The sequence below is a fragment of the Kribbella koreensis genome (genome assembly GCF_039525325.1).
GTDB classification, from domain to species: Bacteria; Actinomycetota; Actinomycetes; order Propionibacteriales; family Kribbellaceae; genus Kribbella; species Kribbella koreensis.
Window position 1 is genome coordinate 39692 of record NZ_BAAAHK010000008.1, and the last position, 15252, is coordinate 54943.

General features: G+C 67.6%; 13 protein-coding genes. 8 read left to right on the forward strand and 5 right to left on the reverse strand.

Translation table 11 applies throughout. The features are described 5' to 3' along the window. Positions 1 to 91 precede the first annotated feature (91 nt). A complete protein-coding gene (locus ABD116_RS18245) occupies positions 92 to 1123 on the forward strand; it encodes a LacI family DNA-binding transcriptional regulator (RefSeq protein WP_343971090.1) in 1032 nt (343 codons plus the stop codon). Positions 1124 to 1188: 65 nt separating this feature from the next. Here the strand turns inward: ABD116_RS18245 and ABD116_RS18250 are convergent, their stop codons facing one another. The 3 genes from ABD116_RS18250 to sucC are packed head-to-tail and all read right to left on the reverse strand — an operon-like array spanning position 1189 to position 4141. Beyond that, positions 1189 to 2064: a 2-hydroxy-3-oxopropionate reductase gene (locus ABD116_RS18250; protein WP_343971093.1), complete on the reverse strand. Its 876-nt coding sequence runs from the start codon at positions 2062 to 2064 to the stop codon at positions 1189 to 1191. A 15-nt stretch (positions 2065 to 2079) separates the two neighbouring features. Then, positions 2080 to 2973, reverse strand: a complete 894-nt coding sequence (gene sucD, locus ABD116_RS18255; protein WP_343971096.1) for a succinate--CoA ligase subunit alpha — start codon at positions 2971 to 2973, stop codon at positions 2080 to 2082. 19 nt (positions 2974 to 2992) lie between these two features. Beyond that, a complete protein-coding gene (sucC, locus tag ABD116_RS18260; RefSeq protein ID WP_343971099.1) occupies positions 2993 to 4141 on the reverse strand; it encodes an ADP-forming succinate--CoA ligase subunit beta in 1149 nt (382 codons plus the stop codon). A 115-nt stretch (positions 4142 to 4256) separates the two neighbouring features. Between sucC and ABD116_RS18265 the strand changes: the two genes are divergently transcribed. From ABD116_RS18265 to ABD116_RS18295, 7 genes are all read left to right on the forward strand, one after another. Beyond that, positions 4257 to 5627 (forward strand): OFA family MFS transporter, encoded by a 1371-nt coding sequence (locus ABD116_RS18265; protein ID WP_343971102.1) that lies wholly within the window; start codon positions 4257 to 4259, stop codon positions 5625 to 5627. Then, the gene (locus tag ABD116_RS18270) at positions 5624 to 6223 is read left to right on the forward strand and encodes a hypothetical protein (protein ID WP_343971105.1); all 600 of its coding nucleotides are present in this window, start codon (positions 5624 to 5626) and stop codon (positions 6221 to 6223) included. Before ABD116_RS18265 ends, ABD116_RS18270 begins: the two co-directional genes overlap by 4 nt. Positions 6224 to 6558: 335 nt before the next feature. Next, positions 6559 to 8283, forward strand: a complete 1725-nt coding sequence (locus ABD116_RS18275) for a thiamine pyrophosphate-binding protein (protein WP_343971108.1) — start codon at positions 6559 to 6561, stop codon at positions 8281 to 8283. A gap of 13 nt (positions 8284 to 8296) precedes the next feature. After that, on the forward strand, positions 8297 to 9523 hold the full coding sequence (frc, locus tag ABD116_RS18280) for a formyl-CoA transferase (protein ID WP_343971111.1): 1227 nt from the start codon (positions 8297 to 8299) through the stop codon (positions 9521 to 9523). A gap of 38 nt (positions 9524 to 9561) precedes the next feature. After that, entirely contained in the window at positions 9562 to 11700 is a 2139-nt protein-coding gene (locus ABD116_RS18285) for an acetate--CoA ligase family protein (RefSeq protein ID WP_343971114.1), read from the forward strand. Positions 11701 to 11746: 46 nt separating this feature from the next. Continuing rightward, positions 11747 to 13246 (forward strand): Nramp family divalent metal transporter, encoded by a 1500-nt coding sequence (locus ABD116_RS18290; RefSeq protein WP_343971117.1) that lies wholly within the window; start codon positions 11747 to 11749, stop codon positions 13244 to 13246. A 2-nt stretch (positions 13247 to 13248) separates the two neighbouring features. Further along, positions 13249 to 13794: a hypothetical protein gene (locus tag ABD116_RS18295; protein WP_343971120.1), complete on the forward strand. Its 546-nt coding sequence runs from the start codon at positions 13249 to 13251 to the stop codon at positions 13792 to 13794. Between the two features lie 322 nt (positions 13795 to 14116). Here ABD116_RS18295 and ABD116_RS18300 read toward each other — a convergent pair whose 3' ends face one another. Then, positions 14117 to 14866: a GntR family transcriptional regulator gene (locus tag ABD116_RS18300; RefSeq protein WP_343971123.1), complete on the reverse strand. Its 750-nt coding sequence runs from the start codon at positions 14864 to 14866 to the stop codon at positions 14117 to 14119. Between the two features lie 175 nt (positions 14867 to 15041). Beyond that, complete coding sequence (locus tag ABD116_RS18305) at positions 15042 to 15197, reverse strand: hypothetical protein (RefSeq protein ID WP_343971126.1); 156 nt, start codon at positions 15195 to 15197, stop codon at positions 15042 to 15044. Positions 15198 to 15252: the final 55 nt, after the last annotated feature.

Sequence of the window (15252 nt, forward strand, 5' to 3'; positions counted from 1 at the left end):
ATGTTTACGTCAACATTTCTGGCGAGGAAGCTAACGTGTTTACGTCAACATGTCTATAGTTCGGCGGAGACGACCGAGGGGGAGACGCCTGATGACCACAGACGAAACGCCGGTACGCCGCCGGCGCGGAGCCTCGATGGCCGACGTCGCCCGGCTGGCCGGTGTCTCGGGCCAGACGGTGTCCCGGGTAGCGAACGGCCGGCGCAACGTCGACGAGGCCACCCGGGACCGGGTGCTGGCCGCGATGCGCGAGGTCGGGTACCGCCCGAACAGCGCGGCGCGGGCCCTGCGCAACGGGCAGTTCCGCAGCATCGGCGTGATCGCGTTCGAGCTGTCCAGCTTCGGCAACACCCGGACCCTGGACGCCATCGCCGCGGCGGCCACGTCCAGCGGGTACGCCGTGAACCTGATCCCGGTGCTGCATGGCACCCCCCACGACTTGTCGGGGGCCTTCGACCGGCTCGGTGAGCAGGCGGTGGACGGGGTCATCATCCTGATCGAGGCGCACCGGCTGGACGAGGCCGATGTCCAGATGCCCGAGGGGATGCCGGTCGTGGTCATCGACTCGAACGCTGATCTCGACTACCCGGTCGTCGACACCGACCAGGCCCAGGGCTCCCGACTGGCGACTGAGCACCTGCTCGACCTCGGCCACCGTACGGTCTGGCATCTCGGCGGTCCCGAGGACTCGTACGCCGCCTCGCGCCGGCTCCGATCCTGGCGCCAGACCCTGATCGACCACGGCTGCCCGGTACCGCCCGTGCTGACCGGCGATTGGTCGGCCGGCTCCGGGTACGCGGCCGGCCGCAAACTCGCCGCCGACCCCGACGTCACCGCGGTCTTCGCGGCCAACGACCAGATGGCCCTCGGCCTGCTGCGCGCCTTGCACGAGGCCGGCCGGGCGGTTCCGGAAGACGTCAGCGTGGTGGGCTTCGACGACATGGAGGAAGCCGCCCAGTTCTGGCCGCCGCTGACGACGATCCGGCAGTTCTTCCCGGAGGTCGCGCGCCGCAGCGTCGACGCCCTGATCGAGGGGATCCGGACCGGCGAGCACCACCACCAGCCCGTCGCCGTCGGCACCGAACTGGTGGTACGGGCCAGCACGGCCCCGCCCCGCCGCTAACCAGCGGCGGGCCAGTACCGCCCCGCCCGTGATCGGGGGCGGGCGAGTACCGCCCCGCCTCGTGATCAGCGACCGGACAGTTGCTCTACCACCTTGAGTAGTGCGGAGTGGTCCAGCGAACCGTTGCCCTGGGCACGCGCCGCTGCGACCAGCTGAGCAACGATCCCGGTGACGGGCAAGGACACTCCCGCGGCGCGAGCCGATGCCAGGGCGATGCCCATGTCCTTGTGGTGCAAGTCGATCCGGAAGCCCGGTTCGAACTGGCGGGCAAGCATCGAGGCCGACTTCAGATCGAGGATCCGGTTGCCCGCGAGCCCACCGGCCAGTACTTCGAGCCCGCGCTCGCCGTCGACCCCCGAAGCCTCCAGCAGCACGATCGCCTCGCTGACCAGCGCGATGATGCCGGCCACCATCAACTGGTTGGCCGCCTTCACCGTCTGGCCGGCGCCGTGCCCGCCGACATGCACGATGGTCCGCCCGAGGTCCTCGAAGATCGGCCGCGCCGACGCGAAGTCCTCCGCCGACCCGCCGACCATGATCGACAGCGACGCCTTGATCGCGCCCTGCTCGCCACCACTCACCGGCGCATCCAGCACCCGTACTCCGCGCGCCGCGCCCTCGGCAGCAACAGCAAGCGACGTCTCCGGCGCGATCGAACTCATGTCGATCAGCAGAACTCCCGCTGCGACCGCCTCGAGCACCCCGCCCGGCCCGAGCACGACCTCCGAGACCTGCGGCGAATCCGGCAGCATCGTGATGACGACCTCCGCGCCCTCGACCGCCGAAGCGATGTCGGGCGCGGGCTTGCCACCGGCCTGCAGGAGTTTGTCGACGGACGCCGGTACGACGTCGTACCCGGTGACCTCATGGCCGGCCGTGATCAGGTTCGCGGCCATGTGCGAGCCCATGATGCCCAGCCCGATGAATCCGATCTTCGCCATCCCAGGGCTCCTTTGTCAGTGCACGAGCAGTTGGTCGAGGGCTTCGCGCATCAGCCGGGCCGTCTCGCTCGGCGTCTTGCCGACCTTCACACCGACCGCTTCGAGGGCTTCCTGCTTGGCGGCCGCGGTCCCGGACGAGCCCGACACGATCGCGCCCGCATGCCCCATCGTCTTGCCTTCGGGCGCGGTGAAGCCGGCCACATAACCAATGACGGGTTTCGTAACATATGAGCTGATGAACGCGGCCGCGCGTTCCTCCGCGTCGCCGCCGATCTCGCCGATCATCACGATCGCCTCGGTCTCGGGGTCGTCCTGGAAGGCCCGCAGCGCGTCGATGTGCGTGGTCCCGATGATCGGGTCGCCGCCGATCCCGATCGCCGTCGTGAAGCCGTACTCCCGCAGCTCGTACATCATCTGGTACGTCAGCGTGCCCGACTTCGACACCAACCCGATCCGGCCCGGCCCGGCGATGTCGGCCGGAATGATCCCGGCGTTCGCCTTGCCGGGACTGATCAGCCCGGGGGAGTTGGGGCCGATGATCCGGGTGGTCCCGGACGCCTCGGCGTGGGCGAAGAAGGCGGCCGTGTCATGCACCGGCACACCTTCGGTGATCACCACCACCAAAGGGATCCCGGCGTCGATCGCCTCGATCACCGCACCCTTCGTGAAGCGCGGCGGGACGAAAACGATCGACACATCCGCGCCGGTGGACTTCACCGCGTCGGCACACGACCCGTAGACGGGGATCGACCGCTTCGCGAAGTCGACCGACTGGCCGCCCTTGCCCGGCGTCACGCCGCCGACGATGTTGGTGCCTGCGGCAAGCATCCGCGAGGTGTGCTTCTGCCCCTCGGCGCCGGTCATGCCCTGCACGACGACCCTGCTGTTCTCGGTCAAGAAGATTGCCATCTCTCAAAGCCTCCTAGGCCTAAGCAGCCAGCTCGGCGGCGCGGTCCGCGGCGCCGTCCATGGTGTCGACCACCGTCACCAGTGGGTGGTTCGCCTGCGTGAGGATCCGCCGGCCCTCGTCCACGTTGTTGCCGTCGAGCCGGACGACGAGCGGTTTGTCCGCCTGGTCGCCGAGCAGCGCGAGCGCCTGCACGATGCCGTTCGAGACCGCGTCGCAAGCGGTGATCCCGCCGAACACGTTCACGAACACACTGCGCACCTGCGGGTCGCCGAGGATGATGCTCAGCCCGTTCTTCATCACCTCGGCCGACGCGCCGCCTCCGATGTCGAGGAAGTTCGCGGGCTTCACGCCGCCGTGTGCCTCACCGGCGTACGCGACGACGTCGAGGGTGGACATCACGAGCCCCGCTCCGTTGCCGATGATGCCGACGGAGCCGTCGAGCTTGACGTAGTTCAGCCCCTTCCCGGCCGCCGCGACCTCCAGTGGATCCCCGGCGGCCTTGTCCTCGAAGGCCGCGTGATCGCGATGCCGGTACGCCGCGTTCTCGTCCAGCGTCACCTTCCCGTCGAGCGCCTCCAGCGATCCATCGGCCAGCTTCACCAACGGATTCACCTCGACCAGCGACGCGTCCTCCTTGATGAACACGTCCCACAAGGCCCGTACTACGGAAGCCGCCTCCGCAGGGAATCCCGCCGCGGCCACGATCTCGGCCGCCTTCGCCTCATCGACCCCAGTGGCGGGATCGATCGACACCTTGGCAATCGCATCCGGGTTGGAGTTGGCGACCTCCTCGATCTCGACGCCGCCCTCGGTGCTCGCGATGCACAGGTAGCCGCGGTTCGCCCGATCCACCAGGAAGGAGAAGTAGTACTCCTCGGCGATGTCCGCGGCCGGCGCGAGCAGCACCCGCCGGACGGTGTGGCCCTTGATGCCCATGCCGAGGATGTCCTGGGCGCGTTCGGTCGCCTCGGCCGGCGTCGCGGCCAGCTTGACGCCACCCGCCTTGCCGCGGCCGCCGGCCTTCACCTGGGCCTTCACCACTACGCGGCCGCCGAGTTCTTCCGCGGCCGCGGCGGCGTCGGCCGCGTCCTCGATGACTCGCCCGAGAGTGACCGGAACGCCGTGCCGGGCGAAGAGTTCTTTGGCTTGGTACTCCATCAGGTCCATGCAGACGACTGTATTCTGTATGCACTCACGTCACAAGACCTTCTCAACTCTGGACAACCGCCACCGCAGAGGAGTACCAAGAACACATACGGTATGCAGTAGTCAGGAGGCGCTGATGAAGGCACGGGACGTAAGAGACGTGTACGGCCGCCAGTACCGGGTCGGTGAGGATCCGCGAGAACTCACCGGCCATCCGAGGCGGTGGCAGCTGTGGGCCGCCTGGGCTTGCATGGTGGCGATCAGCCCTCTGCAGTACTCCTTCGGTTCGGCGGCTCTCGACCTGCAGTCGAATCGCGGTTGGGGTTTCGTCCAGACGATGTGGCTGCTGGCGATCTTCGTCGCCTGCCAGGCGCTCGTCGCGATCCCGGCGGCGTGGCTCCAGCGAGTGCGACGGGTCTCGCCGACGCAACTCGTAGTACTAGGTGGTGTCTTTGCTGCAGCAGGTCTGGCGACGCTGGCACATGCGGGCAGCTACGCGGTCGTGGTGCTCGGCTATGCGTTGATCGGCGGGGTCGGGGCGGGTCTGGTGTACGCGGCCTGCATCACGACCGCCGGCCGGTGGTTCCCGGACAAGCGGGTGGCCACGATCGGCTTCGTCACCGGTGGCTTCGCCGTCGGCGCGGTACCGAGTATCGCGCTGCTGGCGGTCTTCAATTCGTCCAGCGGCCATCGCCTGGTCTTCGACCTCGCCGCGGCAATCGCTCTACTCACAGTGCTGACAGCTGGCGGCGTACTGAAGGATCCGCCTCGGCATTGGTGGCCTGCCGATCTCGAACCGCAGTCCTGGGCGATCGACCGCAAGCTCAATCGCAGCATCCCGAACAACATCCCCGCGGCCCGGCACTATCGCCCTGGTGAGGCGATGCGCACCGGCGCGCTGCCGTTGATGTGGTTGACCCTCGCGCTTTGTGCCGCGCTGTCGCTGTTCGGCATAGCGTTCGTCGTGAGCTATGCGATGCAGGCCGGGCTGGGCTTGGCGGTCGCCGGGTTCGCGGCCGGGTTGCTTGCCGCGGTCAACGGTCTCGGCAGGTCCTTCGCCGGTCACCTCTCGGAACAGTTCGGTCGTCGGCGGGTGCTGGCGGCGGTACTGATGATCGAAGGTCTCGCTCATGCCGGACTCGTGCTGGCGGGCGAGTCTGGCGTGGAGTGGGCGTTCGTGTTCTGCGCGATGTTCGCCGGCCTCGGCGGTGGCGCCTTCTACGCGATCATGGCGAACCTGGTGCTGGAGTTCTTCGGTGAGAACAGCCTGCTGCAGAACCACGCGATCCTCTACAGCGCCAAGGCGTTCGGGGGTCTGGTCGGGATCGGCGTGACGGCCAGTCTGGTGGAGGCGATCGGCTATCGGCCGGTCTTCCTGATCGCCGGCTTCCTCGGCCTCGGCACGGCGATGACGGTCCGGTTCCTCAAACAGCCTGGCCGACCGTCCCTGACTGTCCGGCGGCAGTTGGGGACTCCGGTCGCCGGAGTAGTCCGGCCAGGCGAGTGAGCCAGGCGGAGTACGGCCGGGTGATGCGGCCTGAGCCGTGCGTACTGGAGCTCGTCTCCAAGCTGGCCAGGGAACCCTGGACGGATCGGCCCGCCTGCGTCCACCCCGTCCTCGGTGCGGTTGCCCGAATGGTCCACGATCACAGCACGAAGGCGGGGCGACGAGCCCTGCTGCCGTTCGCGGCCGACTTCATCGACACGGCTCGAGTGGGCTTCGACGGCTCGGCCCGCCTGGTGGCGCTCTGTACGTCGACGGCCCTCGCGACCGCGGAGGAGTTGGCCGAGGATGAACGAAGACGCATGTCCAACGCGCGTCGTACGGCGCTCTATCTACTCGGTACTGCGGACGAACCGGCCGGCCCAGCAAAATGGTGGCTACCCGCGCTGAACCGGGTCGCGCTGGGCGAACCGTTCTACCGCACCTTCGTCGCCCCCGAACAAGCTGCCGAAGCCGTATCGGTCACCGCGCGAGCGGCGGACGACATACGACTCCGGCAGCTGTTGAAGCAGTGTCTGGCGGTTCAAGGGGCTCGGCGGCCTGGTGCGCCCAGCCCCTCATGGTCAGCGTCGCCCGTTGCCCAGAGATTGTGGTTGTAATCGTCGTCAGGGATGGCCACCAACTCCTGCAAGCGCGGCGGACCGACCTGTTCCTCGAGTCGCCGAAGGTCCGTCGAACACCTCGTCACGTCGTCGATCAGGCGCAGTACGTCGAGGTGCGCGCCGAGCTGATTCCGTAAGCCCGCAAGGGCTTTCTCAAGATTCTGTACCGCGCGACGGGTCTGGCCGAGTTCGTCATGGATCGACATCGCAACTCCCTGCTGAGCTCTGGACAAGGGGATCGGCAGTGCGGTATGACTACGACTACCAAATACTGTATGCAATCTACAGGCTGATAATCCAGCACGGCCTTCCTCTGAGGAGATGACTGCCAGATGGCCCAGACAGTGTCCGAAACGAACGCGGTTGCCCAGGTGACCGAGCCGGAGCCGAGCACCGCCACGATCTCGGGTGGGCATCTGGTCGCCAAGGCCCTCAAGGCCGAGGGCATCGACGTGATCTTCACCCTCTGCGGCGGCCACATCATCGACATCTACGACGGCTGTGTCGACGAGGGCATCGCCGTCGTCGACGTCCGGCACGAGCAGGTCGCGGCGCACGCCGCCGACGGCTACGCCCGGATGACCGGCAAGCCGGGTTGTGCCGTCGTCACCGCCGGCCCCGGTACCACCGACGCCGTCACCGGTGTCGCCAACGCCTTCCGTGCCGAGAGCCCGATGCTGCTGATCGGCGGCCAGGGCGCGCTGAACCAGCACAAGATGGGCTCACTGCAGGACCTGCCGCACGTCGACATGATGACGCCGATCACCAAGTTCGCCGCCACCGTGCCGCACACCGCGCGGGTCGCCGACATGGTCTCGATGGCGTTCCGCGAGTGCTACAACGGCGCTCCCGGCCCGTCCTTCCTGGAGATCCCGCGCGACATCCTGGACAACTCGGTCCCGGTCGAGTCGGCCACGATCCCCGAGGCGGGCCGGTACCGCGCGTCGACGAAGAGCATCGGCGACCCGGCCAGCATCGAGGCGCTGGCCGACCTGATCTCCCGGGCGGAGAAGCCGGTCGTCCTGCTCGGCACCCAGGTCTGGACCGCTCGCGGCAGCGACGCGGCGATCGACTTCGTCCGCCAGCTCAACATCCCGGCCTTCATGAACGGCTCGGCGCGCGGCACCCTGCCGCCCGGTGACCCGCACCACTTCCACCTGTCCCGCCGGTACGGCTTCAACAACGCCGACCTGATCCTGATCGTCGGCACCCCGTTCGACTTCCGGATGGGTTACGGCCGCCGGCTGCCGAAGGGCGCGACCGTGGTCCAGATCGACATGGACTACCGCACCGTCGGCAAGAACCGCGACATCGACCTCGGCCTGGTCGGCGACCCGGGCGCCATCCTGGCAGCCGTCACCCAGGCCTCCTCGGGCCGGATCGCGAAGGCCGGTGACCGCAAGGCCTGGTTCAGCGAACTGCGGGCCGAAGAGGACGCGGCGTACCAGAAGCGGCTGCCCCGGCAGCTCTTGGACGCCAACCCGATCCACCCGTTGCGGCTCGCGCACGAGATCAACGAGTTCCTCACCGAGGACTCGATCTACATCGGCGACGGCGGCGACATCGTCACCTTCTCCGGCGGCGTGGTGCAGCCGAAGTCGCCGGGCCACTGGATGGACCCGGGACCGCTCGGCACCATCGGCGTCGGCATCCCGTTCGTGATGGCGGCCAAGTACGCGCGGCCGGACAAGGAGGTCGTCGCGCTGTTCGGCGACGGCGCCTTCTCGCTGACCGGCTGGGACTTCGAGACGCTGGTCCGGTTCAAGCTGCCGTTCGTCGGCGTGGTCGGCAACAACTCCTCGATGAACCAGATCCGGTACGGCCAGGAGGCCAAGTACGGGCACGACCGCGGCCGGATCGGCAACACGCTGGGCGACGTCAAGTACGACCAGTTCGCCAAGATGCTCGGCGGGTACGGCGAGGAGGTCCGCGACCCCAAGGACATCGGGCCGGCCATGCAGCGCGCCCGCGAGTCGGGGCTGCCGTCGCTGATCAACGTCTGGGTCGATCCCGACGCCTACGCGCCCGGAACCATGAACCAAACCATGTACAAGTAGCCGGAGGACCGTTATGGGTAAGGCCCTTGAAGGTGTTCGTGTACTCGACATGACCCACGTGCAGTCAGGACCCTCCTGTACTCAGATCCTGGCCTGGCTGGGCGCCGACGTCATCAAGCTGGAGGCGCCGACGGGTGACATCACCCGCCAGCAGCTGCGCGATCTGCCCGACGTCGACAGCCTCTACTTCACGATGCTGAACTGCAACAAGCGCAGCATCACCTTGAACATGAAGTCCGAGCGGGGCAAGGAGATCTTCACCGACCTGGTGAAGAACTCCGACATCCTGGTGGAGAACTTCGCGCCCGGCGCGATCGACCGGATGGGCTTCACCTGGGACCGGCTCCAGAGCATCAACCCGGAGCTGATCTACGCCTCGATCAAGGGCTTCGGCCCGGGCCGGTACGAGGACTTCAAGGCCTACGAGGTGGTCGCCCAGGCGATGGGCGGCGCGATGAGCACGACCGGGTTCGAAGACGGCCCGCCGACCGCCACCGGAGCTCAGATCGGTGACTCCGGCACCGGCATCCACCTGGTCGCCGGCATCCTCGCCGCCCTGTACCAGCGGACGACCACCGGCAAGGGCCAGCGGGTCTCGGTGGCCATGCAGGAGGCGGTACTGAACCTCACGCGGGTCAAGCTGCGTGACCAGCAGCGGCTCGCGCACGGTCCGCTGAAGGAGTACCCGAACGACAACTTCGGGGACGAGGTACCGCGCTCAGGCAACGCGTCCGGCGGCGGACAGCCCGGGTGGGCGGTCCGTACCGCGCCCGGCGGCCCGAACGACTACATCTACGTGATCGTCCAGCCGCCCGGCTGGGCCCCGATCGCCAACCTGATCGGCAAGCCCGAGCTGGCCGACGACCCGGACTGGAACACGCCGGCCGCCCGGCTCGACAAGCTCGACAAGATGTTCGGGCTGATCGAGCAGTGGACCGAGCAGCACACCAAGTTCGAGGTGATGGAGAAGCTGAACGCGCTGAACGTGCCGTGCGGCCCGATCCTGTCCACCAAGGAACTGATCGAGGACGAGACGCTGGCCGAGCTCGGCGCCGTCGTCGAGGTGAAGCACCCGCAGCGCGGCACCTTCAAGACCGTCGGCTGCCCGATCAAGCTGTCCGACTCCCCGGTCCAGGTGGAGACCTCGCCCGGCCTGGGCGAACACAACTCCGCGATCTACGGCGGCCTGGGCATCGATACCGCCGAACTCGAAGAACTCAAGGCCGCCGGCGTCGTCTGAACGCCGTCCCACCCAACCGCTTCTGAGGAGCTTCAGGCATGACTTATGACAAGGCAGCTGTCCAGTCCGTCCTCGACCGGGCGCTGGCGGAGGGCCGGACCTCGCTGAGCGCACCGGAGGCCAAACAGGTCGCCGACGCGTACGGGATCCCGACGCCGGGTGAGGGGCTGGCCACCAGCCCCGAGGGGGCCGCCGCGCTGGCGGCCGAGATCGGGTTCCCGGTCGTGCTGAAGATCGTTTCGCCGGACATCCTGCACAAGACCGAGGCCGGTGGCGTGGTGGTCGGCGTCGACAGCGCGGAGGCCGCGGTCACGGCGTACGAGCGGATCATCGCGAACGCTCGTGCCTATGACGCTGAGGCCGAGCTCACCGGCGTACAGGTGCAGAAGATGCTGGTCACCGGGGGCGACGTGCAGGAGGTGATCGTCGGGTCCGTCACCGACGAGACCTTCGGCAAGATCGTCGCCTTCGGGCTGGGCGGCGTCCTGGTCGAGGTGCTCAAGGACGTCACCTTCCGGCTCGCGCCGACCTCTGCTTCTGAGGCGCGGTCGATGGTCGACGGCATCAGCGCTCACGAGATGCTGAACGGCGTCCGCGGGTCGAAGCCGGTCGACAAGGACGCGATCGCGGCCATCATCAGCAAGCTGTCCGACCTGGTCGAGGACTTCCCGCAGTTCGCGGAGGTCGACCTGAACCCGGTGCTGGCCGGTCCGGACGGCGCCACCGCGGTCGACTTCCGGATCATCGTGGACGCCGGGGCCGGCAAGCCGGTCGAGCGCTACACCCAGGACGAGATCCTGACCGCGATGACCCGGATCATGAAGCCGCGCGCGGTGGCCGTGATCGGCGCGTCCAACGAGGACGGCAAGATCGGCAACTCGGTGATGAAGAACCTGGTCAACGGGGGATACAAGGGTGACATCTACCCGATCAACCCTCGCGGCGGTGAGGTGCTGGGGCTGAAGGCGTTCCCGTCCATCACCGACGTGCCGGGGGACGTGGACGTCGCGGTGTTCGCCGTCCCGGCCAAGTTCGTCGGTGGCGCGCTCGAGCAGTGCGGGCAGAAGGGGGTCGCGGGCGCGATCCTGATCCCGTCCGGGTTCGCCGAGACCGGTGAGCAGGAGCTGCAGGACGAGGTCGTCGCGATCGCCCGCAAGCACGGCGTACGGATCCTCGGGCCGAACATCTACGGCTACTACTACCTGCCGGAGAACCTGTGCGCGACGTTCTGCACACCGTACGACGTGAAGGGCAGTGTCGCGCTCTCATCGCAGAGCGGCGGGATCGGGATGGCCATCCTCGGCTTCAGCCGGTCCAGCCGGATGGGCGTCTCGGCGATCGTTGGGGTAGGCAACAAGGCCGACATCGACGAGGATGACCTCCTGACGTTCTTCGAGACCGACGACAACACCAACCTGATCGCCATGCACCTAGAGGATCTCAAGGACGGCCGGGCCTTCGCCGAGACGGCCGCGCGGGTGTCGAAGAAGAAGCCGGTCGTCGTGCTGAAGGCCGGCCGGACGAGCGCGGGCGCCAAGGCGGCCAGCTCGCACACCGGCGCGCTGGCCGGCAACGACAAGGTCTACGACGACATCCTGCGGCAGAGCGGCGTGGTCCGGGCGCCGGGGCTGAACGAGATGCTCCAGTACGCCCGGGGGATCCCGCTGCTGCCGACGCCGAAGGGCGAGAACGTCGTCATCATCACCGGCGCCGGCGGCTCGGGTGTCCTGCTTTCGGACGCCTGCGTCGACAACGGGCTGCAGCTGATGACGATCCCGCCGGATCTGGACGCGGCGTTCAAGAAGTTCATCCCGCCGTTCGGGGCGGCCGGGAACCCGGTCGACATCACCGGTGGCGAGCCGCCGTCGACGTACCGGAACACGGTCGCGCTCGGGCTCGAGGACGACCGGATCCACGCCCTGATCCTGGGCTACTGGCACACGATCGTGACGCCGCCGATGGTGTTCGCGAAGCTGGTCGCCGAGGTGGTCGAGGAGTACCGGGCCAAGGGCATCGACAAGCCGGTCGTCGCCTCGTTGTCGGGTGACGTGGAGGTCGAGCAAGCAAGTCAGTACCTGTTCGAACACGGGGTAGTCGCATATCCGTACACCACCGAGACACCGGTCCAGGTGCTCGGTGCCAAGTACCGCTGGGCCCGGAACGCGGGCGCGCTGTAGCAAGTAGTCACCCCACCCCAGTTGGCGTCGATCTAAGGAGTCCGCCTTGGACGTCACAAGCAAGACCTCAGAAGTACCCGAAGAGCCCGCGGCAGCAGCGGTGACCGATCGGGTCTGGAAGGCCGGCCGGCTCGAACCGATGCCGATCCGGCCGCTACCGCCAGCACCGCCTTCTCTGCACATCCTCGGTCCGACCGTCTTCCTGGTCGCGCTGGGCGTCGGCATGGGTGAGTCCTACATGTGGCCCCGGCTCGTCCTGGTGTTCGGTCCGGACATCCGCTGGCTGTTCATGGTCGGTGTCACCCTGCAGGCGTTCGTGCTGCTGGAGATGGCGCGGTACGCGATGGCGACCGGAGAGAGCATCTTCTTCGGCGCCGCCCGGGTGTTCAAACCGCTGATGTGGTTCTTCTACGTCGCGGCGATCCTGATCTACATCTGGCCGGGCCACCTGTCGGCCGGCGCGGCGGCGTTCGAGGAGATCACGGGGATACCTTGGCAGGCGACCGCCTGTGTGGCCCTGGTGTTCGTGGGCGTGCTGTTCAGCATGCTGTCGGTGATCTACAACTTCCTCGAGAAGCTGCTCGGCTTGCTGATCGGCTTCCTGGTGGTCGGTACGTCGATCATCGCGGCGATCGTCGGCAGCTGGGACGACCTGGCCCAGACGCTGTCCGGCATGTTCGCGATCGGCTTCCTGCCGGACAAGGCGTTGACGGAGGCGTGGTTCCCGATCCTGGTCGGCTCGATCGCTTTCGCCGGCCCGTCGGGCATGCAGCAGATGTGGTACACGCTGCAGCTGCGGGACAGCGGTGCCGGTATGGGCGCGCACATCCCGAAGGTGCGTGGTCTGCGGACGTCCGGCGAGGCGGAGGCGATGCCGTCGCGCGGGTACATGTTCGACACCGAGGACCCCGAGGAGATGAAGAAGTGGAGGGGCTGGCGCAAGTGGGTCACCTTCGACGCGCTGCTGCTCTTCTGGGGTATCACGATGCTGGTCACGATCTCGTTCACCGTGCTGGCCATGTCGGCGGCGCGGCAGAATCCGAATGTGGCGTCGCTGATCGAGGGCGGTGACCGGGAGGCGGCGCTGAAGGCGATGTCCGACTCGTTCGCCTCGGCGGGCAGCCCGATCCTGGGTACCTTGTTCTTCGCCTTCATCGCGCTGATCGGCCTGAACGCGACGTTGGGTCTGTTCGACTCGTTCTCGCGGGGTCAGGCGGACATGACGTACTACTTCATCCCGGGCGCCAAACGGTTCTCGATGTCGAAGTTGTACGCCGGGTTCCTCTGGGGCGTGATCACGTTCGGCATCCTGATCCTGCTGTTCGGGCCGGCCGATGGTCCGGCGGGGATCCTCGATGTGCTGGCCTTCTTGTCGACCTTCGCGATGGGCGCGTACTGCATCGTGTTGCTCCTGGTGAACAACAAGTTGCTGCCCAAACCGATCCGGCCGGGACCGGTGCGCAACGTCATCATCGGGTTCGGCGCGATCTTCTATCTGGGCATGCTGTTCTACAGCCTGGTGCGCTTCGGCGTGGTCGTGGGCTGATCATGGACAGGTTGAAGATCCGGCAGCTCATGGAGTTCTCGTTGCCCGCGGCCACCGTGGGCGTAGCAGCCGGGTTCGTCGCCGGTGGGTTGGCCGCGTTTGTCGGCCGGCCCATCGGCTGGGCGATCGTCACCGGCCTGGGCCTGGCTGTTCCGTTGGTGCTCTTCGGTGTCGGGTACGCCGTACTGCTTGCCCTCGGCAAGCTTCCCGCCGGCGTATTCGCCCCGGCGGCGGTCTACTGGGTGATCGGCTTCCCACTCGCACTGCTGGTGCACGCCGTCGTCACCGAGTGGTCCGTGGTCGGTACTCCCGGCCTCCCCGCCGAACCCTGGAAGTTCCTGGCCTTCCGCGCCCTGCTCAGCATGGGCTTCGCCATCGGCTTCCTCTGGATGCACGAACAACTAGGCCGCCACTGGTGGCCCCGCATCCTCGACCACAACCCCTACGCCCGCCGGGTAGTAGGCGACTACATCCACCTAGCCGACTCCCTGGCAGCCCGCAAGGCCGCCACAACCCGCAACCGCAAGAACGCCAACGCGACAAAGTAACCAACCCCACCGCCCACCATCCCAGCGCCCACCATCCCGCCGCCCCACCGCCCCACCATCCCAGCGCCCACCATCCCAGCGCCCACCATCCCAGCGCCCACCGTCCCGCCGCCCACCATCTGAGGGGTTAACCCCTCAGATGGTGGGTTGCCTCACGAGATCCGGAGGGTGCAACCCACCATCTGGGGGGTTAACCCCCCAGATGTGGCGGCGCGGCGTCGGGTGGGCCGGGCGAGGGAGTGGGGTGAGCCGGGTGGGGCGGGGCGAGGGGCCCGGGTGGGGCGTCGGGTGGGGCGGGGGTGAGGGGAGCTGGGTGGGGTGGTTAGGTGGTGCGGCGGCGGGGCTTTTTGTCGGGGGTGGGGGAGTCTTCGGTGGGGGTGCCAGTTTGGAGGTCGTGGTAGGCCTTGCGGGTGTGTTCGGTGTGTTCTCGCATGATCTGGGCGGCTTTGTCTTCGTCGCCGTCGGCGATTGCTTTGACCAGGCGGGTGTGTTCACGCCAGGAGGCCGCGCCGCGGACGGGGGCTACGGGGGTGTAGTACCAGCGGACCCGGCGGTCGACCTGGCCGGCGAAGTCGACCAGGAAGCGGTTGCCGGACATTTCGGTGATCAGGCTGTGGAGCTCGGCGTTGGTGCGGACGGTGCCGTCGATGTCGCCGGTCTCCTGCAGTTGGGCGCCGATCTTGCAGAGCTCTTTGAGCTTGGCGACGGCGTCCTTGTCGGGGTTGCGCGCGGCCAGTCGCGCGGACTCGGATTCGAGCGCGGCGCGGGCGGCCAGCAACTGGTCCACCTCGTCCTCAGCAGGTACATGCACCATCGCGCCGAAGCCAGGCCGCAGATCCACCCAACCCTCGTTGTTCAGCCGCTGCAGCGCCTCGCGGACCGGCTGGCGGGAGACGCCGAGCATGCCGGCCAGCTCCACCTCGACCAGGTGCCGGCCACGCTCGAGCGTGCCGTCGATGATCATCTCGGTGAGGGCCTCGTAGACCGACTCCCGCAGTGGCGTCGGCCGCTTGACGTGCCGGACGCCAGGGGAGTCGGAGTTGGCTTCCGGGCCCGCGCTGGTTGTCGTCATGAGGTCCTTCCCCGCCGGTGATGATGGAGATACAAGTGGCACTTGGTAGACAGTCTACCAAGTGCCACGGTCGATCGTCCTGCTCCCGGTGCTCCGGATCCTTGCATTCTGCCCCGCGGGGAGTCCGCCGCCGCGGTGGTGACGCGTGTGTCCGGAGCACCGATCGGGCTGGTCCTCAGGCGGCAGTGGTGACGCGCTCCTGCTCGCCGCTCTCGGTGTGCTGGTTGTGCTGGATTTCGACGTCGACGTCCAGCTCCTGCTGCTGCAGCTCCGGTGCATCCGGGAACTGCGGCCGGGCCGCCAGAGCGCCGAACCTACGGGTGAAGATCATGGTGCCCTCTCATCTGGGTTGGAATTCTGCCTTCTGTATACATTCAACCAGGTGT

What these genes read in the sequence shown, in the direction of transcription:
- sucC (WP_343971099.1), bottom strand. Translation starts at nt 4,141, where the DNA reads ATGGACCTGATGGAGTACCAAGCCAAAGAACTCTTCGCCCGGCACGGC.
- ABD116_RS18245 (WP_343971090.1), top strand. Translation starts at nt 92, where the DNA reads ATGACCACAGACGAAACGCCGGTACGCCGCCGGCGCGGAGCCTCGATG.
- frc (WP_343971111.1), top strand. Translation starts at nt 8,297, where the DNA reads ATGGGTAAGGCCCTTGAAGGTGTTCGTGTACTCGACATGACCCACGTG.
- ABD116_RS18295 (WP_343971120.1), top strand. Translation starts at nt 13,249, where the DNA reads ATGGACAGGTTGAAGATCCGGCAGCTCATGGAGTTCTCGTTGCCCGCG.
- ABD116_RS18275 (WP_343971108.1), top strand. Translation starts at nt 6,559, where the DNA reads ATGGCCCAGACAGTGTCCGAAACGAACGCGGTTGCCCAGGTGACCGAG.
- sucD (WP_343971096.1), bottom strand. Translation starts at nt 2,973, where the DNA reads ATGGCAATCTTCTTGACCGAGAACAGCAGGGTCGTCGTGCAGGGCATG.
- ABD116_RS18265 (WP_343971102.1), top strand. Translation starts at nt 4,257, where the DNA reads ATGAAGGCACGGGACGTAAGAGACGTGTACGGCCGCCAGTACCGGGTC.
- ABD116_RS18285 (WP_343971114.1), top strand. Translation starts at nt 9,562, where the DNA reads ATGACTTATGACAAGGCAGCTGTCCAGTCCGTCCTCGACCGGGCGCTG.
- ABD116_RS18305 (WP_343971126.1), bottom strand. Translation starts at nt 15,197, where the DNA reads ATGATCTTCACCCGTAGGTTCGGCGCTCTGGCGGCCCGGCCGCAGTTC.
- ABD116_RS18300 (WP_343971123.1), bottom strand. Translation starts at nt 14,866, where the DNA reads ATGACGACAACCAGCGCGGGCCCGGAAGCCAACTCCGACTCCCCTGGC.
- ABD116_RS18250 (WP_343971093.1), bottom strand. Translation starts at nt 2,064, where the DNA reads ATGGCGAAGATCGGATTCATCGGGCTGGGCATCATGGGCTCGCACATG.